Origin of the sequence: Saonia flava (assembly GCF_011927795.1) — a bacterium.
Classification (GTDB): domain Bacteria; phylum Bacteroidota; class Bacteroidia; order Flavobacteriales; family Flavobacteriaceae; genus Saonia; species Saonia flava.
This window is the reverse complement of record NZ_JAATJJ010000002.1, coordinates 860274-882831: the sequence shown is the minus strand read 5'-3', so window position 1 is coordinate 882831 and position 22558 is coordinate 860274. Positions and strand designations below refer to the sequence as shown.

Annotated in this window: 21 protein-coding genes; 10 read left to right on the top strand and 11 right to left on the bottom strand. The window is 36.2% G+C overall.

Going from position 1 to position 22558, the window contains the following annotated elements:
• Nucleotides 1-44 precede the first annotated feature (44 nt).
• Genes GGR42_RS16155 through GGR42_RS16135 form a run of 5 tightly spaced genes read left to right on the top strand, consistent with a single transcriptional unit; the run spans nt 45 to nt 4915 of the window.
• Nucleotides 45-1097, top strand: a complete 1053-nt coding sequence (locus tag GGR42_RS16155; RefSeq protein ID WP_167966257.1) for a M28 family metallopeptidase — start codon at nt 45-47, stop codon at nt 1095-1097.
• Nucleotides 1097-1777 carry an SDR family NAD(P)-dependent oxidoreductase gene (locus GGR42_RS16150; RefSeq protein WP_167966255.1) on the top strand — a complete coding sequence of 227 codons (681 nt, stop codon included), beginning with the start codon at nt 1097-1099 and terminating at the stop codon, nt 1775-1777. Before GGR42_RS16155 ends, GGR42_RS16150 begins: the two co-directional genes overlap by 1 nt.
• Complete coding sequence (locus GGR42_RS16145) at nt 1778-2380, top strand: SprT-like domain-containing protein (protein WP_167966253.1); 603 nt, start codon at nt 1778-1780, stop codon at nt 2378-2380.
• A 9-nt stretch (nt 2381-2389) separates the two neighbouring features.
• On the top strand, nt 2390-3469 hold the full coding sequence (locus GGR42_RS16140; RefSeq protein ID WP_167966439.1) for a mannose-1-phosphate guanylyltransferase: 1080 nt from the start codon (nt 2390-2392) through the stop codon (nt 3467-3469).
• A gap of 3 nt (nt 3470-3472) precedes the next feature.
• Nucleotides 3473-4915, top strand: a complete 1443-nt coding sequence (locus GGR42_RS16135; RefSeq protein WP_167966251.1) for a DUF389 domain-containing protein — start codon at nt 3473-3475, stop codon at nt 4913-4915.
• Nucleotide 4916: 1 nt separating this feature from the next.
• On the opposite strand, the gene GGR42_RS16130 is transcribed toward GGR42_RS16135, so the two are convergent.
• Nucleotides 4917-5684 carry an ABC transporter ATP-binding protein gene (locus GGR42_RS16130; RefSeq protein ID WP_167966249.1) on the bottom strand — a complete coding sequence of 256 codons (768 nt, stop codon included), beginning with the start codon at nt 5682-5684 and terminating at the stop codon, nt 4917-4919.
• Nucleotides 5684-6421 (bottom strand): MlaE family ABC transporter permease, encoded by a 738-nt coding sequence (locus tag GGR42_RS16125; RefSeq protein WP_167966238.1) that lies wholly within the window; start codon nt 6419-6421, stop codon nt 5684-5686. The genes GGR42_RS16130 and GGR42_RS16125 overlap by 1 nt, the downstream gene beginning before the upstream one ends.
• 112 nt (nt 6422-6533) lie before the next feature.
• On the opposite strand from GGR42_RS16125, the gene pafA reads away from it, so the two are divergent.
• Complete coding sequence (gene pafA / locus GGR42_RS16120) at nt 6534-8222, top strand: alkaline phosphatase PafA (protein WP_394352769.1); 1689 nt, start codon at nt 6534-6536, stop codon at nt 8220-8222.
• A 135-nt stretch (nt 8223-8357) separates the two neighbouring features.
• Complete coding sequence (locus GGR42_RS16115; protein ID WP_167966233.1) at nt 8358-9464, top strand: serine hydrolase domain-containing protein; 1107 nt, start codon at nt 8358-8360, stop codon at nt 9462-9464.
• Here GGR42_RS16115 and GGR42_RS16110 read toward each other — a convergent pair whose 3' ends face one another.
• The 4 genes from GGR42_RS16110 to gcvP all read right to left on the bottom strand — a co-directional run bounded on the left by GGR42_RS16110 (nt 9465) and on the right by gcvP (nt 15018).
• A complete protein-coding gene (locus GGR42_RS16110; protein WP_167966229.1) occupies nt 9465-10310 on the bottom strand; it encodes a glycosyltransferase in 846 nt (281 codons plus the stop codon). It lies immediately after the preceding gene.
• A gap of 11 nt (nt 10311-10321) precedes the next feature.
• A complete protein-coding gene (locus GGR42_RS16105) occupies nt 10322-10846 on the bottom strand; it encodes a class I SAM-dependent methyltransferase (RefSeq protein WP_167966227.1) in 525 nt (174 codons plus the stop codon).
• Nucleotide 10847: 1 nt separating this feature from the next.
• A complete protein-coding gene (locus tag GGR42_RS16100) occupies nt 10848-11903 on the bottom strand; it encodes a 3-oxoacyl-ACP synthase III family protein (protein ID WP_167966225.1) in 1056 nt (351 codons plus the stop codon).
• Nucleotides 11904-12066: 163 nt separating this feature from the next.
• Complete coding sequence (gcvP, locus tag GGR42_RS16095) at nt 12067-15018, bottom strand: aminomethyl-transferring glycine dehydrogenase (RefSeq protein WP_167966223.1); 2952 nt, start codon at nt 15016-15018, stop codon at nt 12067-12069.
• A gap of 129 nt (nt 15019-15147) precedes the next feature.
• Between gcvP and GGR42_RS16090 the strand changes: the two genes are divergently transcribed.
• Nucleotides 15148-15975: a UbiA prenyltransferase family protein gene (locus tag GGR42_RS16090; RefSeq protein WP_167966221.1), complete on the top strand. Its 828-nt coding sequence runs from the start codon at nt 15148-15150 to the stop codon at nt 15973-15975.
• Between the two features lie 226 nt (nt 15976-16201).
• Here GGR42_RS16090 and GGR42_RS16085 read toward each other — a convergent pair whose 3' ends face one another.
• Nucleotides 16202-16756: a sigma-70 family RNA polymerase sigma factor gene (locus GGR42_RS16085; RefSeq protein ID WP_167966219.1), complete on the bottom strand. Its 555-nt coding sequence runs from the start codon at nt 16754-16756 to the stop codon at nt 16202-16204.
• A 71-nt stretch (nt 16757-16827) separates the two neighbouring features.
• Between GGR42_RS16085 and GGR42_RS16080 the strand changes: the two genes are divergently transcribed.
• Entirely contained in the window at nt 16828-17175 is a 348-nt protein-coding gene (locus tag GGR42_RS16080; RefSeq protein ID WP_167966216.1) for a rhodanese-like domain-containing protein, read from the top strand.
• On the opposite strand, the gene GGR42_RS16075 is transcribed toward GGR42_RS16080, so the two are convergent.
• Genes GGR42_RS16075 through GGR42_RS16060 form a run of 4 tightly spaced genes read right to left on the bottom strand, consistent with a single transcriptional unit; the run spans nt 17176 to nt 21275 of the window.
• A complete protein-coding gene (locus tag GGR42_RS16075) occupies nt 17176-19206 on the bottom strand; it encodes a M3 family metallopeptidase (RefSeq protein WP_167966214.1) in 2031 nt (676 codons plus the stop codon). It lies immediately after the preceding gene.
• Nucleotides 19203-19604, bottom strand: a complete 402-nt coding sequence (locus GGR42_RS16070) for a hypothetical protein (protein WP_167966212.1) — start codon at nt 19602-19604, stop codon at nt 19203-19205. The genes GGR42_RS16075 and GGR42_RS16070 overlap by 4 nt, the downstream gene beginning before the upstream one ends.
• A gap of 23 nt (nt 19605-19627) precedes the next feature.
• A complete protein-coding gene (gene purE / locus GGR42_RS16065) occupies nt 19628-20116 on the bottom strand; it encodes a 5-(carboxyamino)imidazole ribonucleotide mutase (protein WP_167966210.1) in 489 nt (162 codons plus the stop codon).
• Between the two features lie 4 nt (nt 20117-20120).
• A complete protein-coding gene (locus tag GGR42_RS16060) occupies nt 20121-21275 on the bottom strand; it encodes a 5-(carboxyamino)imidazole ribonucleotide synthase (RefSeq protein WP_167966208.1) in 1155 nt (384 codons plus the stop codon).
• A 131-nt stretch (nt 21276-21406) separates the two neighbouring features.
• On the opposite strand from GGR42_RS16060, the gene GGR42_RS16055 reads away from it, so the two are divergent.
• Nucleotides 21407-22516, top strand: a complete 1110-nt coding sequence (locus GGR42_RS16055) for an adenylate kinase (protein ID WP_167966206.1) — start codon at nt 21407-21409, stop codon at nt 22514-22516.
• Nucleotides 22517-22558 lie beyond the last annotated feature (42 nt).

The following is a 22558-nucleotide window of genomic DNA, read 5'->3' as shown; positions in this document are numbered from 1 at the left end:
GGTTTGAGATGCTTTTTTTATCTTTAAAAACTAAAATTTAGTAGATGAAAAAAATAATAGGAATATGGGCCTTGACGGTTTTAATGTCTTGTGGCTCGTCTAACATGGTTAAAACCGATGTAGAGAATATAGCAGCTGAACCGAATCCCACGATGACAGTTCAGGAGCAAAAGGCGGAAAGTTTTATTCCTGTCACTTCAAAGTATAAAAAGGGTACACCTTCTGTTTTGGAATTTTCAAATAAGGCAAAAGTCAGTGAAATTATTGGCTTTTTGGCTTCAGATGAATTAAAAGGAAGGGATTCTGGAAGCGAAGGGATAGAAAAAGCCGCAAGTTTTATAGAAGGTGTTTTCAAAACCAATCATATTGCACCTTATTTTTTGTCTTACAGAGACACGTTGTCAAATTTTGAAAAAACGGCTTTCAATGTTGTTGGTGTGGTCGAAGGGAATGACGAAGAGCTAAAGAAAGAATTCATAATTATTGGAGCACATTACGACCATATTGGAGAGATAGGTGCAGAAAATGGAGATACTATTGCCAATGGCGCAAATGATAATGCATCTGGAACCACAACAGTTCTGGAATTAGCAAGATATTTTGGAAATGCCAAAAGTAATAAGCGAAGTATTATTTTTGCTTTGTTCAGTGCAGAAGAGAAAGGTCTATTGGGCTCCAAGCATCTCGCACAAAAGCTAAAGAAACAAAATCTTGATTTGTATGCCATGCTCAATTTTGAAATGGTCGGTGTTCCTTTGGTTGACAAAGATTATTTTATGTACGTAACGGGCTATGAAAATTCGAATTTAGCAGAGGTTAGCAATAAGTATGCAGAAAGCAAACTGGTTGGATTTTTGCCTACGGCAAAGGAGTTCAATTTATTTCAACGTTCAGATAATTATCCTTTTCATCAAGAATTTGGAGTTCCTTCACAAACATATTGCACTTTTGATTTTACAAATTTTGACCATTACCATAAAGTGGGTGATGAAGTTTCCTTAATGGATTTTAGGCATATAGCCGAACTAGTAAACAAAGCTGTTCCTGTGATTGAAGGAATAGTCAATTCTAAAATTAAAGAAGTAAAATATTACTAATGGCTAACATCGTAATAACGGGGACCAGTAGAGGGATTGGTTTTGAGCTCACTAAACTTTTGGCAAATGATGGGCATAAAGTATTGGCACTATCCAGAAATGAAGAACCTATAAAAAATTTAAAGGATCCTAACATTGTGAGCTTTCCTTTTGATTTGTCCGTTCCCGAACATTTGGAAAAATTGAGTGATTTTTTGGAAACGTTTATGCCTACTGTGGATGTACTAATTAATAATGCTGGTAAGTTAACTAGCAAACCTTTTTCTGAAACCTCTTTGGAGGATTTTATGAGGGTATATGAAGTGAATGTTTTTGGAGTAGCCGAAATCACCAAAAGGGTATTGCCTAAAATGGGAGAAAACGGACATGTTGTAAATATAAGTTCTATGGGTGGTGTGCAAGGAAGTTTAAAATTTTCTGGATTGTCCGCTTATAGCTCTAGTAAAGGAGCTTTAATAACGCTTACGGAGTTATTGGCAGAAGAATACAAAAGTACGGGCCCATCATTTAATGTACTGGCACTTGGAGCAGTACAAACAGAAATGTTGGAAGAGGCTTTTCCAGGGTATCAGGCGCCAACGACGGCATTGCAAATGGCAGAATATATAAAAGAATTTGCCTTAACAGGGCATAAACTTTATAATGGAAAATTGCTACAGGTAAGTAATAGTACACCTTAAATGGAGGGAACCCTTCAAAAATATATTCCAGAAAGAGCAGTGGAACCATGTTTTGGACTCATTAAGCAGTATGAGGTCAATCTTAAGATTGTGAACCAAAGGGTTACTAGACATGGTGATTATAGAAGGTTGCCCAATGGACTTCACCAAATAACAGTAAATGCGACTTCCAATAAATATAGTTTTCTAATTACATTGATTCATGAAATTGCACATTTGGTGGCATTTGAGAAATATGGAAGAAAAATAAAGCCCCATGGATTGGAATGGAAACGGACGTTTCAATATTTAATGCTGCCATTTATAAGACCAGAGGTCTTTCCATCCAAGTTATTGCCCATTTTGGCAAATCATTTTAGAAATCCTAAGGCAAGTAGCGGAACAGATGCCAATTTATCTTTAGCTTTGAAACAGTTCGATGTACAACATAAAGAAAAATCCTACGTTTTTGAATTGCCTTTTGGAAGTATATTTCGAATTTATAATGGGAAAACATTCAAAAAAGGAAATAAGAGGGTTAAAAGATATGAGTGTATGGAACTGGCGACGGGAAAATTATATTTATTTCAACCCAATGCAGAAGTGGAATTAATATCAGATTAAAATAAAATGATGAATAAAAATTATTATGCAGTTCTAATGGCCGGGGGCGTTGGCTCAAGATTTTGGCCTGTAAGCACATCAGAAAACCCTAAACAGTTCCATGATATGTTGGGAACTGGCGACACCTTAATTCAAAAAACATTTAAAAGGCTCAATAAATTTGTTCCGTCAGAAAATATATTGATTCTAACCAATGAACGATACAACGAATTGGTATTGGAACAATTACCTATGGTGGAACAGAGACAAGTGGTTTTGGAGCCTGCCATGAGAAACACAGCGCCTTGTATATTGTATGCAGCCTTAAAAATTCAAAAAGAAAACCCAAATGCAGTGATGATTGTGGCACCAAGTGATCATTGGATTGAAGATGAGGATGCCTTTGCCAAAGATGTAATTACTTGTTTTGCCAAATGTGAAAATGAGGAAGTTATATGTACACTGGGAATTAAACCAACTTTTCCGAACACAGGATTTGGTTATATAGAGTTTGAAAAGGAAAGTGCCTCTGAATTAAAAAAAGTAAATCAGTTTAGAGAAAAGCCGAATTATGAAACCGCAAAAGATTTTTTGGCCCAAGGTAATTTTTTATGGAATGCAGGGATTTTTATGTGGAGTGTAAATTCTATCGTAAATGCATTTAAAGAATATCAACCAGAACAATTTAGGCTATTTGAAAAAGGAATGGCTTATTATAATACATCTGAGGAACAGGTTTTTATAAATGAAAATTACCCTAAAGCAGAGAATATTTCCATAGATTATGCTATCTTGGAACAGTCCAAATCAATTTATGTACTACCTGCAACTTTTGACTGGAACGACTTGGGAACTTGGGGCTCTTTGTACGATAAATTGGATAAGGACAAAAGCAACAATGCGGTTGTAAACTGTAAAGTCTTATGTGAAGATGCCCAAGGGAACATGATTCGTTCTCCAAAGGGGAAAGTAGTAGTGGTAGATGGGTTAAATGACTATATTATTGTTGATAAAGAAGAAGTATTGTTGATTTATCCCAAGTCTAAAGAGCAAGACATTAAAAAAGTGTTGGGTAAAGTCAAAGACACATTTGGTGACCAGTATGCGTAATATATGAGTGAAGGTTTAAACAAAAGTTTCACTAATCCGGAAGATAGTGGAGAGGAAGTAAAAAAAGATTTTGAAGGATTGTTGGGGAGTTCCAGGAAATTTCTAACGGAACTTTTGGACATAAGAAAAAATACGGATCAGGATACTACCAAAGAATCCATTATTGCCGATATTCCCTTTAAAGGTCACACCTCATGGATTCTGATTTGTTCCATTTTTATTGCCTCAATAGGGTTAAATGCCAACTCAACAGCTGTAGTTATTGGTGCTATGTTAATTTCCCCTCTCATGGGACCTATTTTGGGAATGGGAATGTCCCTTGCTATAAATGATATTGATACTCTTAGACGGTCATTAAAAAACTTTACGGTTATGGTTGTTCTGAGTGTTATTACGGCCTATTTGTTTTTTGCTTTATTTCCTTTGAGGGATGAGTCATCGGAACTATTGGCACGTACCGCACCAGATATAAGAGACGTATTGATTGCCTTTTTTGGTGGATTGGCCTTGGTAATTGCTAGGGCAAAAAAAGGAACCATTGCCAGTGTTATTTTTGGTGTAGCCATTGCTACTGCATTGATGCCACCTTTATGTACAGTAGGTTTTGGATTGGCAATAGGAAATTGGGAATATGCCCTTGGAGCCATGTACCTCTTTACTATAAATACCATTTTTATTGGTTTGGCCACTTTTTTGGTCATTAAGTTTTTACGATTTCCAATGGTGCGTTATGCTAACTCCAAAAGAAGAAGATTAATAGGGAGATTAGCTTCTTTATTGGCAATATTGGTAATGGTTCCAGCTGGTGTAACTTTTTATCAGGTATTTCAGCAATCAAGATATATGGCTCAGGCGCGTCAATTAATTAACGAAACAATAGGGGTGTATCAATTTAAAGATAGGGGTAGATATATGGACAATCTTACACAGATTGACTATAATGAAAATGGAGATTCTGTTATAGAATTGGTTTGCATGGGGGATGAATTGATTCCAGAAAATGTTATAGATACGTGGAGGGCTCAAAAAGCAAATTATTCTAAACTGGTAAATACTGAGTTAAAAGTTGTTCAAGGAGGCAGGGATGATTCTGAGGAGAAGTTTAATTACGTGAATGAACTGTACGAGTCCAAAAAAGCCGAATTGCTCAACAAGGATGAAAGAATTCGCTTGTTGGAGGAGGAATTGTCTGGATTGAGCAAATTGGCATCAAGCCAGATTCCATTTCCAGAAATTAGTGCAGAGGCAAAAGTGAATTATGAAAACCTGGAATCTTTAGGGTTTTCCAGAACTATTAAAACTGATTTTAAAAAAATTGATACAGTTCCTGTCTTTGAGGTTAAGTGGAAAAATATATCAAATAATAAAAAACTAAGTGAGGATACAAAAAAACTAAGTGATTGGTTAAAACTACGTTTAAAAGACAGTACTATACAGGTTAAATAAACTAATTACGCTCCTCAATGTACATTTGGCGAACTTTTTTAAAGAGCTCAGATGAGTACACAAAATTCGTCACAGCTTCGTTATCGGTTTTAAAAATTTCATTTTTAGAGCCTTCCCATTCCTTTATGCCATTTTTTAGGAATACAATCTTTTCCCCAATTTCCATGACAGAATTCATATCATGAGTATTGATGACCGTAGTAATGTCATATTCTTCTGTGATTTCTTTGATTAGGTTGTCAATAAGAATAGCAGTTTTTGGGTCTAAGCCAGAATTGGGTTCGTCACAAAATAGGTATTTTGGGTTCATTACAATGGCTCTGGCAATGGCCACCCTTTTTTGCATTCCACCTGATATTTCGGAAGGGTATTTATGATGTGCGTCAATAAGATTTACCCTTTTTAAGACAAAGCCCACCCTATCTTGCATTTCAGATTTAGACTGTTTGGTAAACATTCCCAAAGGGAACATAACATTGCCTTCAACAGTCATAGAATCAAATAGGGCACTACCTTGGAAAACCATGCCCATTTCTTGTCTTAAATCCCTTTTTTCCGCACTTGTAAGTTCAGAATAGGTTTTTCCATCATAATCTATACTTCCCTCCTCTGGGGTAAAAAGCCCCAACAGACATTTTAAGAAAACTGTTTTTCCAGAACCGCTTTGACCAATGATTAGGTTGGTTTTTCCAGTGTCAAAAGTTGTAGATATTCCCTTGAGAACATGGGTGTCTCCAAAAGTCTTGTGTATGTTTTCTACCGTTATCATTAGCCTAAAAGGAGTTGTGTTAGAATATAATTTAGAATAATAATCACCACGCTGGTCCATACAAAGGCAGTAGTACTTGCTTTACCAACTTCCAAAGCTCCGCCTTTCATGTAATAACCATGAAAAGAAGGTACAGTTGCAATGACCAAGGCAAACAAAATGGTTTTGATGAAGGAGTATACCACGTGGTAGGGAATAAAATCTAGTTGTAGCCCCTCAACAAAATCTGCACTAGAACTAAATCCTCCAAAAACCCCTGCGATCCATCCTCCCAAAATACCCACATACATGGCAATTGCAATGGCAAAAGGGTACATAAGCATGGCAATAATTTTAGGAAATACTAAATAATTTAGGGAATTGACACCCATTACTTCCAAAGCGTCAATTTGCTCTGTAACCCTCATGGTGCCTATGCTTGATGTGATATAGGAGCCTACCTTTCCTGCCATAATAATGGACGTGAAGGTTGGTGCAAATTCAAGAATTACAGATTGTCTTGTCGCAAAGCCAATTAGGTTTCGCGGTATTAAAGGATTTGTAATATTTAATGCAGTTTGTATGGAAACAACACCTCCAATGAAGAAGGAAATAAAAATAATGATGCCCAAAGAACCATATATAAGCTCATCTATTTCCTTCAATATCAATGACCTCATTATTGGCCATTTTGTGGGTTTTTTAAAAACCTCCCATATCATTATAAAATAGCTGCCTATAGATGCTATATAACTCATTTAGTAAAAATATACTTCTTGGCGTAAAAATAACAATAATGGGTGGTATTTAACCTTCATTTAAACTTTTAAACTTTTATTTAATTAATTTTACTTCGATAAGAATTCTATGATGACAAAACACAAATTCCTTGTATATTTATTGGCTTTTTTCTTGACCATTTCAACGAATGAAGTCACGGGGCAAAGAAAATCAAAGAACAAGACTAAGCCCATAATTGAAACTAAGACAACTTTAGTGGCTTCTCCAAAATTGGTCGTTGGTATTGTTGTGGACCAAATGAGGTATGATTACCTAACTAGATTTTGGAGCCACTATGGAGAAGGCGGATTCAAGCGAATGGTAAATGAAGGGTTTATCTGCAAAAACAACCATTTTAATTATGCTCCAACAAGTACCGGTCCTGGACATACATCTGTTTATACCGGGACCACTCCTGCCACGCATGGAATTATAGGTAATAATTGGTATGATAAGGAAATTGATAAAGAGGTGTATTGCGCTTCGGATGATAGTTATACTTCCATTGGTACAATGACAAATGCGGGGCAAATGTCTCCCCATAGAATGAATGTAACAACTATTACCGATCAACTTAGGTTGCATACCCAAATGCGGGGCAAAACCATTGCCATTGCTTTAAAAGATAGGGGAGCGGTATTGCCAGGTGGACATACAGCAAATGCAGCCTATTGGTTTTATGGAGAAAATGAGGGGAATTGGATTACCAGTTCTTACTATATGAATGAATTGCCCAAATGGGTCAAAGATTTTAATGCCAAGCGAAGTGTTGATGAGTATAAAAAACCTTGGACTACTTTAAAAGATATTAATACCTATTTAGAAAGTGGAGTTGATGCCAATAGGTATGAAGGTTTGTTTGAAGGAGAGACTAAATCCACCTTTCCCCATGACGTGTCGAGTTTGTGGGATAAAAATGACGGGTATGATATGTTAAAGGCTACAGCATACGGAAACAGTATTACGGCGGATTTTGCTTTGGAAGCATTAAAATCTGAAAGCTTGGGAATTGATGGTATAACAGATTTTTTAGCTGTGAGTTTTTCTAGTACGGATTATGTTGGTCATAAGTTTGGAGTGAATTCAAAGGAGGTCCAGGATACCTATTTAAGATTGGATAAGGACTTGGAGCGACTTTTTAATGCCCTGGATGCCCGAGTGGGGGAAGGGGAATATACCGTATTTTTAACGGCTGACCATGGGGCTATAGATGTTCCAAACTACTTAAAAGATAATAAGATACCAACCAGCAATACAGGTATGGGCTCTATGAAGGATACCTTTATGGAGTTTCTAAAGTTTAAGTTTGGAACTACGGATGTTGTAAAAAACATTTCTAATGGGCAAGTTTTCTTGGACCATAAAGTAGTGGATAATTTGGATATGGATTTGGATGATGCCCAGGAAACTATAGCCATGGAACTTTTGAATTATGAGGCGGTGGACAGGGTATACACAGCGGAACAAATGTGGGCAAACCAATATACAAGTGGAATTCCTTATATATTACAAAATGGTTATAATCAAAAACGCTCTGGAGATGTTCTAATGGTTTTAAAACCAGGTTATATAGACTATTCAGAGACAGGGTCCACACACGGATCAGCACAAATATATGATACCCATGTACCCCTATTGTTCTTTGGGAAAGGAATTAAAAGTGGCAGTACTGTAGCGCGTACGGAAATTCCTGATATTGCCCCAACCATAGCAGCTCTATTGGGTATTGCTTTTCCAAATGGAACCACCGGGAAACCCATTGTTGAGGTCTTGGAATAAGAACAAATTCTATAAGGTATTACAATACTCCTCCTATCGGAATTTGAGAACCACTTTATCATTTAAAGTGGTTTTTTGTAACCATAACTTTTATATTGACGTCTTACTTTAGAATCCTAAAGAAGATAATCAAATATGAAAGTATTTCTTTTTTCAAAACCCTTTGTAATTGTAGCGACAATACTTTTTTTTCAATTCTGTCATACAGCTAATTCACAATTTTTAGAATCTAAAATAGATAGTTTATTAGAATCAAAATACAGATCAACAGCTCCTGGAGCTGCTTTTTTAGTTGCAAAAAATGGAATTCCTATATATAGAAAAGCTTTTGGTAAAGCCAATCTAGAGTTAAATGTTCCAATGAGGCCAGAGAATGTTTTTGAAATAGGTTCAATGACAAAACAATTTACGGCAATAGCTATTCTAGTGCTTGTGGAAAAGGGCATGTTGGATTTGGATGATGAAATTTTAAAATTTATTCCAGACTATCCATCTCATGGAAAAAAAATAACAATACATCATTTGCTGACTCATACTTCTGGAATAAAAAATTTTACGAACATGAAAGCTCTCCGGGATATTTCAAAAAAAGATTTAACGCCTTTAGAGCTTATCGATTTTTTTAAAAATGAACCAATGGATTTTAATCCTGGGGAAAAGTTTAAGTATACTAATTCAGGATATTTTATTTTGGGGTATATAATAGAGTCAGTTTCTGGGATTACTTATAAAGATTATATTGAGAAAAATATTTTTCAAAAAATTGGCATGGAATCATCACTATATGCCAGTCACAGCAAGGTAATCAAAAACAGAGCCTCAGGGTATCACTATAGAGATGATTATATCAATAAAATGTATATCAGTTTGACCTTGCCTTACGCATCAGGCTCAATCATGTCTACAGTAGATGACCTGTTAAAATGGCAAGAAGCATTGAACCAGAATGTGTTGGTAAGTCAAAATACGATAAATAAGGCATACACCAACTACACTTTAAATGACGGGGAATACATAGATTATGGTTATGGATGGCATCTAAAAAAAATTAATGGAGTTTTAAGTATGGAACATGGGGGCAGTATATTTGGTTTTAAATCAATGGGGGTGTATATACCAAGTGAAGATGTCTATGTTATTGGTTTGAGCAATTGCGATTGTAATTCACCTACAAAGATTACTAAGGAAATAGCAGCATTAGTTATTAATGAAATCTATTTAAATAATGGGAATAAAAATTAATTAAAGCAGCTTTTTCCATATCCCTTTCCATCTATGCTTTCTAATAAATGAACCCTCTTCTTTTGTGATAAATCTTGGAGTTTTTTTTAGGCAGGCATTTACATACCCAAAAACCGTATAAAAATAAAGTGAGGGACTTTTGGCCTGCCAGGCCATTTTAAGGGCGGCCAGTTTAGCTAAAGGAAGATTATATCTCATTTTGTATAAAGCTTCCCCTTTAGCATATTTGTTTTTATTGGAATAGGATTGCCCAGTAGGTCGGAGGTGTTTTACATGTAGCGAAGTATCAGTTAGGGTTTCAAAGCCATGGTACTTGGCCAAAAGTATGTCTACAGTATCCCAACCTACTGCAGGCCGCAGGCCCCCTATTTTATTAAAACAGGCTTTGTGGTATAGCTTTATGGGACCACGGATATGGTTTTTATCGGCAATATTTTCATAGACCCAATCATTGTCTTTTTTTATATACAAAAGACCAGAACACATCCCCAATTTCCAATTGCTTTGAAAATGATTTCGCATAATTTCAAAATAATTGGGCGGGAGAATAATATCGGCATCAAATTTTCCCAATAAATCATATTCAGAGGCATATTTCAAACCAAAATTAAAGGTGTCAACCACTTTTTTCCCTGGAATATGTTCATTGGTAGAATTGTTTTGCAGAACCTTGATCCAATTATATTTTTCTGCAAATTTTGTAGCAATGGTGAACGTGGAGTCATTGGAATTATCATCGACTACAATAAGTTCATTTGGAGGAGTCGTTTGGGACACAAAGGAATCCAAACAAGCTTTTAGATATACTTCTTCATTATGAGCAGGAATGATAATGGTTATTTTCATCTAGAAAAATTTCAATTTTTCTTGCGCTCGGCATATACAATGTAATATCTAGGTGTAAAAAACCTTAATAAAGGTCTTATTCCTATTTTCTTAACAGGATTGGTCCATTTATGGGTTGCTTTAATTTCCCAACCAGCTTTTTCCAATAGCCAATCAAACTGCCAATCTTCAAATTCATGGTAATGCCTGTCCCACATATCAGTTTTACTTCTATAGGCGGTTGAAAACCATAATCGCATAGGGATACTGGCCACTAACTTATTAGCTTTTACTTCTTTTAAAACATTTAACGGAGCTAACAGGTGTTCAAAAATTTCAAAAGCGGTAATTACTTGTGCATTGGATGAAGTAACAGAGGAAAAATTAACATCTAAGTCCTCACCTTTTGTATTGGTAACAGAATATCCCTCTTCTTTCATGATTCTAGAAAAAGGATTTTCAACCCCCAAATCCAATATGGATTGATCCTTGGGGATGTGTTTTTTAAGAAATTCTAAGGTGTTTTTATATCTTTTGCTCGGGTATACTTTATACATGCTAGTATCTATAGACAATGGCGTTGATGTTCATCCCAGCGCCAACACTGGCAAAGATAACAACATCTCCCTTTTGCACGTCTTGATTTTCTAACTTTCCACGCCTTACCATATCAAAAAGTGTCGGAATGGTCGCTACAGAATTATTACCCATTTTGCTGATGTTCATGGGCATTATGCCTTTTGGAACTTCTTTTTCGTACAATTTGTAAAAACGTTTTACAATGGCTTCATCCATTTTTTCATTTGCCTGATGAATGAATATTTTTTTTACATCGTCTATACCAATACCACTGCCATCCAAACATTCCTTTAATGCCTGGGGTACATAGGTTACTGCAAACTCATAAATTTTTCTACCAAACATTTTAATGTATTTGGTGTCTTCTTTAGTATCTTGATTGTAGGTTTCGCCAAAATAAAGGTAATATGCTTCCCCATTGGCATATGTGGCTGAGGTATGATTGAGAATGTTTCCATCACTGTTTGCCTCCACTATGGTAGCCCCAGCACCATCAGAATAGATCATACTATCTCTATCATGTGGATCGGTAACTCTGGATAAAGTTTCTCCCCCGATAACGAGACATTTTTTTGCCATGCCACTCTTAATAAATGCTTGCGCTTGTATTACACCCTCTACCCATCCTGGACAGCCAAATAATATATCATAGGCCACACATTTGGGGTTTTTTATACGTAGGTTGTGTTTTACCCTTGTGGCAAGGCTTGGTAGCATATCGCCTTGTATTGTGCCATAGACAATATCGCCAAAATTATGTGCAAAAATTATATAATCTAGGTCTTCTTTATTAATCTTGGCATCCTCAATAGCCTTTTCTGCAGCCAGTGAGCCTAAATCTGAAGTTTTTAAATCTTTCTCAGCATATCTTCTTTCAGCAATCCCAGTAATAGATTTGAATTTCTCAATAATGACCTCATTGGAGTTGCCAAAAGCAGTGCCATCTGCATTTAAAAACTCATTTTTGTTAAAATCTGTATTATCAATTTTAATGGAGGGAACGTAACAACCAGTCCCAGTAATGCCAATATTCATATAGTTGTATTATATCTCTTAAAATTATCGAAAAAATAATTTAGGCGACTAAAATTTGCATAATCAATACGATGTTCAACAAGAAAACAATGCCTATTTTTTCATTTAGAAATGGGAAACTAAAAATGGGAAAACACCTATTTTTTGTATGTTTTGAGATCTTTTAAACTTCTGCATAAGCCTCAATAGGCGTGCATGTGCAAATTAAATTACGGTCTCCATAGGCATCATCCACTCTTCTTACACTCGGCCAAAATTTGTTTTCAGAAACATAGGGCAATGGAAAAGCAGCCTCTTGTCGACTATAGGGAAAATCCCAGTGGTCATTGGTTAACATATCCATTGTGTGTGGTGCATTTTTTAATACATTATTGTTGTTCTCTGTTGCGTTTTCAATTTCTTTTCTAATAGAAAGCATGGCATCGCAGAAGCGATCTAATTCTGCCAAACTTTCACTTTCTGTGGGTTCTATCATTAAAGTTCCAGCAACGGGGAATGATACAGTTGGAGCATGGAAGCCATAATCCATTAAACGTTTAGCAATATCCGTCACCTCAATCCCATTTTCCTTAAATGGTCGACAATCAATAATCATTTCATGTGCGGCCCTGCCCTTTTCTCCAGTATAGAGAACATTATAACCACTACTTAACCGATTTTTTATATAGTTGGCATTTAGAATGGCAATTTTAGTGGATTGGGACAAACCATATTCACCAAGCATTTTTATATAGGCATAGGAGATTAAGCACACCAAGGAACTTCCCCAAGGAGCGGCGGAAATTGCTGTAATAGCATTTTCGCCTCCAGTTTTGATTACAGGATTGGTCGGAAGAAACGGCACCAGTTGTTCTGCCACGCATATGGGACCAACTCCAGGACCACCACCACCATGTGGAATGGCAAAAGTTTTATGAAGGTTTAAGTGACAAACATCAGCTCCAATAGTGGCAGGATTGGTAAGGCCAACTTGCGCATTCATATTAGCACCGTCCATATATACTTGTCCACCATTGTCATGGATGATTTTTGTTATTTGCTTAATGGATGATTCAAAAACCCCATGTGTTGATGGATAAGTGACCATTAACGCGGATAAATTTTCTTTATGTAGAAGTGCTTTTTCTTCTAAATCGGCCACATCAATATTTCCTTTTTCATCTGTTTTTGTAACAACTACCTTCATTCCGGCCATAACAGCTGAGGCGGGGTTGGTGCCATGTGCGGAAGCGGGAATCAAACAGATATTTCTATAACCTTCTCCTCTTGACTCATGATAAGCCCGTATTACCATTAATCCTGCAAATTCTCCTTGCGCACCCGAATTGGGCTGTAAAGAAGTGCCGGCAAACCCAGTGATTGTATTTAGGTCTTTTTCGAGCTCTTTGAGGATTGTTTGGTAGCCTTCAGCTTGCTCAATTGGAGCAAAAGGATGAATATTTCCCCATTTAGGGGAGCTTAAAGGCAACATTTCGGTTGCGGCATTCAATTTCATGGTACAGGAACCTAATGAAATCATGGAATGATTGAGTGCCAAATCTTTACGCTCCAATTTTTTGATATAACGCATCAACTCAGTTTCAGAATGATAGGAATTGAAAACTTCAGCTTCTAAAAAAGGAGTGTTTCTTTGGAGGGAATTGGGGATCAATTTTTCATCAGGGATTTTAATGAAAGATTCTTTTAAAATTTGAGTAAATCCTTCAGAATCTTTAACCATTGATTTATCGGTATCGGTATCGGTATCGGTATCGGAATCAGAATGCTTTCTGATGGGCAGACCATCTTCATTATAATTGCTCAATGAATGAAAACATCTTGAAAGGTCGCAGATGTCTTTTGAGGTTACTGCTTCGTTTAAAGAAATTGAAACAGTAGTTTCATCAATATAGTTAAGGTTTATTTTTAAAGAAGCAGCTATTTTTTTTAAAAAATCAATATTATCGATGGAAAGTCTAATTGTATCAAAGTAACATGAATTTAATTGCTTAATTCCATATTCTTTTGCAACTTCGGCTATTAATCTAGCAGAATCATGTATTTTTTCCGCCACATACTTTAACCCTTTCGGCCCATGATAAACGGTATACATGCCAGCCATAACTGCCAATAAGACTTGTGCTGTGCAAATGTTGGAAGTGGCTTTATCCCTTTTTATATGTTGTTCCCTTGTCTGTAATGCCATACGTAGGGCACTTTTACCGTCCATGTCTTTGGTGACACCAATAATTCTTCCCGGAATGTTTCTTTTATATTCTTCTTTGGTGGCGAAAAAAGCAGCATGTGGCCCACCATATCCCAATGGAATTCCAAAACGCTGCGTGGTGCCTACTACAACATCAACCCCAAATTCACCGGGAGCTTTTAATAGCACTAGGCTAAGAATATCGGCTGCAACTGCTACTTTAATACCATTTTCTTTTGCATTGGCAACAAAACCTGAATAGTCATAAACCTGACCATGTTTCCCTGGGTATTGTATAAGGGCACCATAGAAGTCATCATTAAAACCAAATTCTTCATGGTTGCCCACGACCAATACAATTCCCAAAGGGATGGAACGGGTTTGTAACAACGATAATGTTTGAGGTAAGACTTCTTCCGAAACAAAGAACTTTACTACGTCATTTTTCTTTTGTTCTCTACTTCTAACATTAAAAAGCATGGTCATAGCTTCAGCCGCTGCCGTACTTTCATCTAAAAGCGAGGCATTTGCAAGTTCCATTCCTGTGAGATCGGTTACCATTGTTTGGAAGTTCAAGAGGGCCTCTAGGCGACCTTGTGCGATTTCCGCTTGGTAGGGTGTGTAGGCAGTATACCAACCTGGATTTTCCAAAATATTTCTTTGTATAACAGATGGAACTATGGCCTCATGGTATCCCAATCCAATATAGGATTTAAAGACTTTATTTTTTTCGGATAGATTTTGAATATGGGTGAGGAACTCATGCTCACTTAGCGCTTTAGAAAGTTTTAAGGGTTCTTTTAACCGAATATCATTGGGAATGGTCTCCTGTATTAACTGCTCCAAATTCTCGGCACCAATGGTTTTAAGCATGTGTTCTTTATCTTCCCAAACACCTATATGGCGTAGTGCAAATACATCTGTCATCATAAATATCGTATAAAAAAGTGCATCAAAAATAGCCAATTATTATGTCAAATTTCATCCAGAACAAGTCTCTATGGACTAAAGTTTTTAACCAAAACGTTACCTTATTAACAGTTTGGCTATTTTTGCTTGATGAAATGGCCAAAAATACTTTTTGACTTTTATCTGGATGCCAGTATCCATGTAGCTTTTTCTGTATTGGCCCTTTTTCACATCACTCATTATTTTTTGGAGCTACCGTTACATATCCATCTTTCTTTTTTTGTTTTTTTTAGCACAATAGCATGTTATAATTTTATCAAATATGGGGTAGAGGCGGAGAAATATATATTGGTGGCAAATAGGTATCACAAGAATATTCAGTTTGCCAGTTTTATCGCTGTTTTGTTAGCTTTATATCATGCATATTTTTTACCTATCGAAATATGGAAGGTTCTGGGAATCATGGCTATATTAACTGGGCTTTATGCATTACCAGTTTTTCCGAAGGCAAAAAATCTTAGAAGTTTAGGTGTGCTAAAGGTATTTTTGGTTGCTCTTGTATGGGCAGGTACAACCGTAATTTTGCCAGTTGTGGCTGCTCAGAAGACTGCTCTGAATTGGGATGTGTGGATAGAAACAATTCAGCGGTTTGTTTTGGTGCTTATATTATTGTTGCCCTTTGAAATTAGGGATTTACAATATGATTCTCCTAATTTAAAAACGTTGCCCCAACGTTTTGGAGTTGCAAAAACTAAAATTTTGGGCTCATTTGCAACAGTGCTTTTTTTTGCTCTTACTTTCTTTATTGATAGTCTTTCCATTTTGGAAACAATTGCTAAAGGAATATTGTTTCTGACCTTGGGAATAATGATGTATACCACTAAAAGAATTCAAAAAAAATATTTTGCTTCATTTTGGTTAGAAGCCGTCCCCATATTTTGGTGGGGGATAATTTGGGGATTGAATAACTGGATTTAAAGCTCAGGCTTTATTTTTTCTTTCATTTCCACTTTTTCAGACTCAGATAGACAACGAAGATCTGCTTTGTCACAAAGTGATGTGAGTTGTGTATTCTTTTTACTAAACTTAGAACATGTGTTACAAAATAAAATGTGAAGTTTAAGTCTCAACTTCTCCAGCAAGGGAGCTTCGTTGTACTGCGCTTTGTTACATATTTTTGCCGCTTCTTCGCAAGAAATCATATTTAAAACCAATTTTCATTAAGGCAACCCATAAGAGCAGTTCTAGCTCTATGGACCATTACCCAAAGGTTAGACGGATTAATTCCAAGCTCTTTACAAATATCTTCTGTACTTACACCTTGGATAGTTTTCATGTTAAAGACCAACGATTGCTTTTTAGGAAGTTTGGATATACATTCTTGTATCGCAAGTCCCAGTTCCTCATTTTCTATAAAATCATTTTCTAAAGTGCTAAATGGATCGGCTACCTGCTCCTCTAGCCAATCCCCATCCGAATCGGAATTGGAGCTATAATTGATACGAACTTCTGCCTTTCCCTTTTTAGAATTTATTTTTCTATAATGGTCAATCACCTTCCTTTTTAAAATAGCAATGAGCCATGTACGCTCTGTGGCGTCGCCTTTATAGTTTTTGGCAGATTTTAACCCTGCAAAAAAGGTTTCTTGTACCAAATCCTTGGCAGTTTCTGCATCGCTCACTCGAGCTACTGCATAATTAAAAAGGTAGTCAGCATAAAGATCTACCCATTTATCTGGATGTAATAGATTTGTTGTCATTTTTCTTCGATATCAAAAGTAATGGAATTTTTATCATTAAATATGATTAGCTTTGGTAAAAACAAGTATTTATGAAACGGTTTCTTCTTCTTTTTTTATTGATTATTGGTCAGGTGGGGTGTTCACAAAAAAAGGAAATTCCTATCACAGAACTATCACAAAAGGATATCGACAAAGGTATTTTGGTTGATGTTAGAACGCCCGAGGAATATAACATGGGGCATTTGGACAGTGCTATGAACATTAATTGGTTTGACGAAGATTTTGCAAAGCAATTTGAATCCATTGATAAAAACAAGACGCTTTACCTCTATTGTAAAATGGGGGGCAGGAGCGCTAAAGCCAGTGAATTACTGGAATCCAAAGGTTATAAAACAGTAAATCTTCTCGGAGGTTACGATGCCTGGAAGGAAAACTAGCTAGACTACTTTCTTAATCAGTCCCGCCCTTTCCAATAAGGGCTCAATTTTGGGTTCTGCACCTCTAAAGCGTTTGTAGAGTTCCATTGGGTCCTCGGTACCTCCTTTAGAAAGTATATTTTCTTTAAACTTTGTGGCTACCTCTTTGTTAAAAACCCCTTTTTCCTTAAAATAGGCAAAAGCGTCCGCATCCAAAACCTCGGCCCATTTATAGCTATAATAACCAGAAGAATACCCGCCTTGGAAAATATGTGCAAACGCAGTGCTCATACAAGTCTCAGGAGTATCTGGATATAAGTTGGTACCTTTAAAAGCTTTCGTTTCATGAGCTTTCACATCTTTAATGTTGGACGGGTCTGCACCATGCCATGACATATCCAATAAACCAAAACTCAGTTGTCTTAGGGTAGCCATTCCTTCCTGAAAGGTAGAGGACTCCTTTATTTTTTGTACCAGTTCCATAGGAATTACCTCTCCCGTTTTATAATGGGTTGCAAACAGCTCCAAGGCCTCTTTTTCATAACACCAGTTTTCCAATATTTGACTTGGTAACTCCACAAAATCCCAATAAACAGAAGTTCCAGACAAGCTTGGATAGATTGTGTTGGCCAACATACCATGCAATCCATGTCCAAATTCATGGAATAGAGTAGTAACTTCATTAAAAGTTAATAAGGAAGGTTTGCTTTCTGTGGGTTTGGTAAAATTGCAAACATTGGAAATATGTGGGCGTATATTATTTCCATTTTGCACATACTGTGTTTTGTAAGAAGTCATCCATGCTCCACCACGTTTTCCGGGCCTAGGATGAAAATCCGCATAAAAAAGAGAGATAAAATCGCCTTTTTTGTCATAAATCCTATATGTTTTTACATCTTCATGGTACTTGTCAATATCAAAAACCTCTTTAAAGTTTAACCCATATAATTTTTCTGCTACCTTGAAAACACCTGTAATAACATTCTCTAATTTAAAATAGGGCTTTAGTTTTTCATCATCCAGGTCAAAGAGTTTTTGCTTTAATTTTTCTGAATAAAAACTTCCATCCCATTTTTGTAATTGGTCAATTCCATCTAACTCTTTTGCATAATCTTGCAATTGTTTAAATTCTCTTTCAGCGGCTGGTTTTGCTTTTTCCAACAATTCATTTAGAAAATCATATACTTTTTCAGGGGTTTTTGCCATTCGCTCTTCCAAAACAAAATGGGCGTGGGTTTTATATCCCAGTAAATTTGCCCTTTCATGCCTTAAGTTGGCAATCTTTATTACATTTTCTTGATTGTCCAGTTCATCTCCCTTAAAACCCTTACTTCCAAAAGCTAGAGACAACTCTTTGCGCAGTTCTCTGTTTGTGGCATATTTCATAAAGGGAATGTAACTAGGGTAGTCCAAAGTAATTAGCCAACCCTTTAATTCCTTTGATTTTGCCAATTGGGCAGCAGCTTCTTTTGCCCCGTCAGGCAATCCATCCAAGTCTGCTTCATTGGTTAAATGCATTTGGTATTTATTGGTCTCAGCCAATATGTTTTCACCAAAAGTGAGTTTTAGCTTGGCTGACTCTGCATCAATCTCCCTTAAGCGTTTCTTTTTGCCTTCATCTAAATTGGCACCATTACGACTAAAACTCTTGTATTTTTTATCTAAAAGTGTTTCTTGTTCAACAGTTAGGTCTAATGAATCTTTACCATCATAAACCAATTTTATTCTTTTGAACAGTTCCTCATTTAAGGTAATATCATTTCCAAATTCAGAAAGAAGGGGAGAAACTTCCTGGGCTATTTTTTGGATTTCTTCATTGGTCTCAGCAGAATTTAAATTAAAAAACACACTGGAAATCCTATCCAATTGTTGGCCGGAAAAATCCAAAGCTTCAATGGTATTTTCAAAAGTAGGTGCCTCAATGTTGCTGGTAATGGCATCAATTTCTGCACGGGCCATTTCAATGGCCTTAAAAAAAGCAGGTTTAAAATGCTCGTTTCTAATTTTAGAAAAAGGAGCGATATCAAAAGGAGAAAGAAGTGGGTTGTTCATTTTTTAAACAGTATTTTTTTTAGTTTTAAACGTGTTTGAATTAAATCAACTAGTAGAATCAAACTAGAAATAATCAAAGAAAAAACGGCTCCTGTAAGAAATGCAAAATTTCTTGCTGTATCACTAATGAATCTTTGACTTGCAATTTTATATTCTTCGGTGTATTCATTCCATTCCATATTGCCATTGCTATTTAAATCATAGGCAAGAATTTGATTTTCAAGATAGTTCCATCGAAGCGCAACAGTGGTTAAAATCAAAATATATAGTACAAAGAAGGTGAGGGAACTTCTCCAAAGACATTTTAAGTACGGATTATGAATCTTAGTTTTAAATATTAATAAGAGTACTATTCCAAGAACGCTTAAAATGCAACCAATGATTGAAGGGTAATTCATTTTAATTATTTAGAAATAGGAGGTTATTTATTTTTCATTTTCTCTGCTCCTTTAATCACTTTTTCTTTAAGTCCTTCTTTGTAGAATATAATTTTATCCAAAACACATTTATCCGAGCTTCCAATAATTTGGGCAGCAAGAATCCCTGCATTTTTGGCGCCATTTAAAGCTACCGTTGCAACAGGTACTCCTCCAGGCATTTGAAGAATGGAAAGGATAGAATCCCAGCCATCTATGGAATTGCTGCTCTTTACGGGTACCCCAATTACGGGCAATGGAGATAAGGATGCCACCATTCCCGGTAAGTGTGCTGCACCACCCGCACCAGCAATAATAACCGAGTAGCCATTTGTATGGGCATTTTTACTAAAATCGAATAATTTTTCCGGGGTACGGTGTGCAGAAACAATGTCCACATCTACCTCAATATCAAAACCCTTTAGAATATCAATGGCTTCCTGCATTACTGGGAGGTCGCTTGTGCTGCCCATAACTACTGCTACTTTGCTCATAGTTTTATTTACTTATTACCTTTATTGTTTCTTTTACTCGTTGTGCAATTTTTCTTGCCGTATCAATATCCTTGTTGACTATGGTTACATGGCCCATTTTCCTGAAAGGGCGGGTTTGTTTTTTACCATAAACATGTGGTGTAACTCCATTCAATTTCAAGATATCTTCTATGTTTTCATAGACTACATCGCCTGTATGGCCTTCCGCACCTACCAAATTTACCATAATTCCCGCAACTTTACTTTCTGTATTTCCCAATGGGAGGTTAAGAATAGCTCTAATATGCTGCTCAAATTGATTGGTATAACTAGATTCTATAGTATGGTGTCCACTATTGTGTGGTCTTGGAGCCACTTCGTTCACCAAAATTTTATCCTCCTTGGTTTGGAACATTTCTACGGCCAAAAGTCCCACATGTTTCATTTCATTGGATACTTTTAAGGCAATTTCCGTTGCCTTTTTGGCTACGGCCTCATCTATGCGAGCTGGGCAGATGACATATTCCACTTGGTTGGCTTCTGGATGAAATTCCATTTCTACCACAGGATATGTAACCACATCGCCATTTAGATTTCTTGCGACAATAACAGCCAATTCGTTTTTAAAAGGAATCATATCCTCTGCAATACATTCGCCGTTAGGTAAATCATCTAAATCTTTAACGGAGCGTACTACTTTTACGCCTTGTCCATCATAGCCAAATTGGGCGGCTTTCCAAACAAAAGGGAATTGTAGCCCGCCATTGGCAATGCTATCCTCAATTTCACTTTTGTAGGCAAAACGAGAAAAAGGAGCCGTTGGAATATTATGGTCTGTATAGAATAATTTTTGCGTGGCTTTGTTTTGTATAGTTCTTAAGGCCTTGGTAGGTGGATAAACCTGTACGCCCTCATCTTCCAACTTTTCTAGGGCTTCAATGTTTACATTTTCGATTTCTATAGTTAAAATATCAACATTTTTTCCAAATTTATATACCGTATCAAAATCCAATAAATCACCTTTGAAAAATTTATTACATGCAATCTTACAGGGAGCTTCATTTGATGGGTCTAGAACATGTGTGTAGATGTCTAATTTCCGAGTTTCGTATAACAGCATTTTTCCCAATTGTCCGCCACCAAGGATTCCTAGTATGAAATCAGAAGAAAAGTAGTTCATATAAAAATTTATTTCAAAGTAAAATACCTTGATTTTACAACAAAAATACAGCTAAATCTCAAAACCAATGTCTTAAATACAAAAACAGCGTTCAAAATGTTATCTTTGCCAACCTATTAATCTTTTGAGACTTGATAAAGCTTCACGATACATACTTTAAACCATTTCTTAGTGAGGAAGAAATTCTGTCTGCAGTACAAAATATTGCAGATAAAATTGCTATCGATTATAAGGATGAAACTCCTGTTTTTGTGGGGGTGTTAAATGGTGCTTTTATGTTTGTTTCGGATTTTTTGAAAGCCTATCAACATCCATGTGAGGTATCTTTTGTAAAACTAAGCTCATATCGGGGGTTAACTTCTACAGGCATTGTTGAGACCTTGTTGGATGTGCCAGAAAATATTGATGGGAAAAGTGTAATTATTTTGGAGGATATCATTGATACTGGTCGCACTTTGCAGGAACTGGTGCATTTATTTTCCAACACCAATGTAAAAGAATTTAAAATAGCTTCTTTATTTTACAAACCGGATATTTATAATGGGGAATATACCATTGACTATGTAGGAATGGAAATCCCAAATAAATTTATTGTGGGTTATGGCCTAGATTACAAAGAACTGGGTAGAAATTTAAAAGAGGTATACCAATTAAACCAACGCCATATGATCAACCTTGTCCTTTTTGGAAAACCAGGTGCCGGAAAAGGTACCCAAGCTTCATTTTTAAAAGAAAAATATAATTTAAAGCATATTTCTACCGGAGATGTATTTCGTTATAACATTAAAAATGGAACGGAGCTTGGAACTTTAGCAAAATCTTATATTGATAGAGGGGAATTGGTTCCCGATGAGGTTACCATTAAAATGTTACAGGAGGAAGTTGAAAAAAACCCAGAAGCAAGTGGTTTTATTTTTGATGGTTTTCCTAGGACTACAGCTCAGGCAGAGGCTTTGGACACATTTTTGGAATCTAGGGATATGGAGATCAATGCAACCATAGCCTTGGAGGCCAATGATGAGGTGTTGATTGAACGTCTTTTAGAGAGGGGTAAAGTCAGTGGACGGTCTGATGACCAAGACGAAGCAAAAATTCGAAATCGTTTTGATGAGTACAATGAAAAAACCGCTCCTTTAAAAGATTTTTATGAAGACATGGGCAAATTCCATAGTGTAAATGGAATTGGAACTATAGAAGAAATTACAGAGCGTTTAAAGAAGGTGATAGAAGAGTTAGATTAAAATAAATCTAATCTTTAGCCCAAATACGTTTAACCCAAAACT

Excerpts from the sequence above, each read along its gene's own strand:
- GGR42_RS16105 (WP_167966227.1), bottom strand. The coding sequence starts at position 10,846 with ATGTATAAAGTATACCCGAGCAAAAGATATAAAAACACCTTAGAATTT.
- GGR42_RS16075 (WP_167966214.1), bottom strand. The coding sequence starts at position 19,206 with ATGAACAACCCACTTCTTTCTCCTTTTGATATCGCTCCTTTTTCTAAA.
- GGR42_RS16060 (WP_167966208.1), bottom strand. The coding sequence starts at position 21,275 with ATGAACTACTTTTCTTCTGATTTCATACTAGGAATCCTTGGTGGCGGA.
- GGR42_RS16130 (WP_167966249.1), bottom strand. The coding sequence starts at position 5,684 with ATGATAACGGTAGAAAACATACACAAGACTTTTGGAGACACCCATGTT.
- GGR42_RS16110 (WP_167966229.1), bottom strand. The coding sequence starts at position 10,310 with ATGAAAATAACCATTATCATTCCTGCTCATAATGAAGAAGTATATCTA.
- GGR42_RS16070 (WP_167966212.1), bottom strand. The coding sequence starts at position 19,604 with ATGAATTACCCTTCAATCATTGGTTGCATTTTAAGCGTTCTTGGAATA.
- GGR42_RS16140 (WP_167966439.1), top strand. The coding sequence starts at position 2,390 with ATGAATAAAAATTATTATGCAGTTCTAATGGCCGGGGGCGTTGGCTCA.
- purE (WP_167966210.1), bottom strand. The coding sequence starts at position 20,116 with ATGAGCAAAGTAGCAGTAGTTATGGGCAGCACAAGCGACCTCCCAGTA.
- GGR42_RS16090 (WP_167966221.1), top strand. The coding sequence starts at position 15,148 with ATGAAATGGCCAAAAATACTTTTTGACTTTTATCTGGATGCCAGTATC.
- GGR42_RS16125 (WP_167966238.1), bottom strand. The coding sequence starts at position 6,421 with ATGAGTTATATAGCATCTATAGGCAGCTATTTTATAATGATATGGGAG.
- pafA (WP_394352769.1), top strand. The coding sequence starts at position 6,534 with ATGACAAAACACAAATTCCTTGTATATTTATTGGCTTTTTTCTTGACC.
- GGR42_RS16080 (WP_167966216.1), top strand. The coding sequence starts at position 16,828 with ATGAAACGGTTTCTTCTTCTTTTTTTATTGATTATTGGTCAGGTGGGG.
- GGR42_RS16150 (WP_167966255.1), top strand. The coding sequence starts at position 1,097 with ATGGCTAACATCGTAATAACGGGGACCAGTAGAGGGATTGGTTTTGAG.
- GGR42_RS16155 (WP_167966257.1), top strand. The coding sequence starts at position 45 with ATGAAAAAAATAATAGGAATATGGGCCTTGACGGTTTTAATGTCTTGT.
- GGR42_RS16100 (WP_167966225.1), bottom strand. The coding sequence starts at position 11,903 with ATGAATATTGGCATTACTGGGACTGGTTGTTACGTTCCCTCCATTAAA.
- GGR42_RS16145 (WP_167966253.1), top strand. The coding sequence starts at position 1,778 with ATGGAGGGAACCCTTCAAAAATATATTCCAGAAAGAGCAGTGGAACCA.
- GGR42_RS16135 (WP_167966251.1), top strand. The coding sequence starts at position 3,473 with ATGAGTGAAGGTTTAAACAAAAGTTTCACTAATCCGGAAGATAGTGGA.
- gcvP (WP_167966223.1), bottom strand. The coding sequence starts at position 15,018 with ATGATGACAGATGTATTTGCACTACGCCATATAGGTGTTTGGGAAGAT.
- GGR42_RS16115 (WP_167966233.1), top strand. The coding sequence starts at position 8,358 with ATGAAAGTATTTCTTTTTTCAAAACCCTTTGTAATTGTAGCGACAATA.
- GGR42_RS16085 (WP_167966219.1), bottom strand. The coding sequence starts at position 16,756 with ATGACAACAAATCTATTACATCCAGATAAATGGGTAGATCTTTATGCT.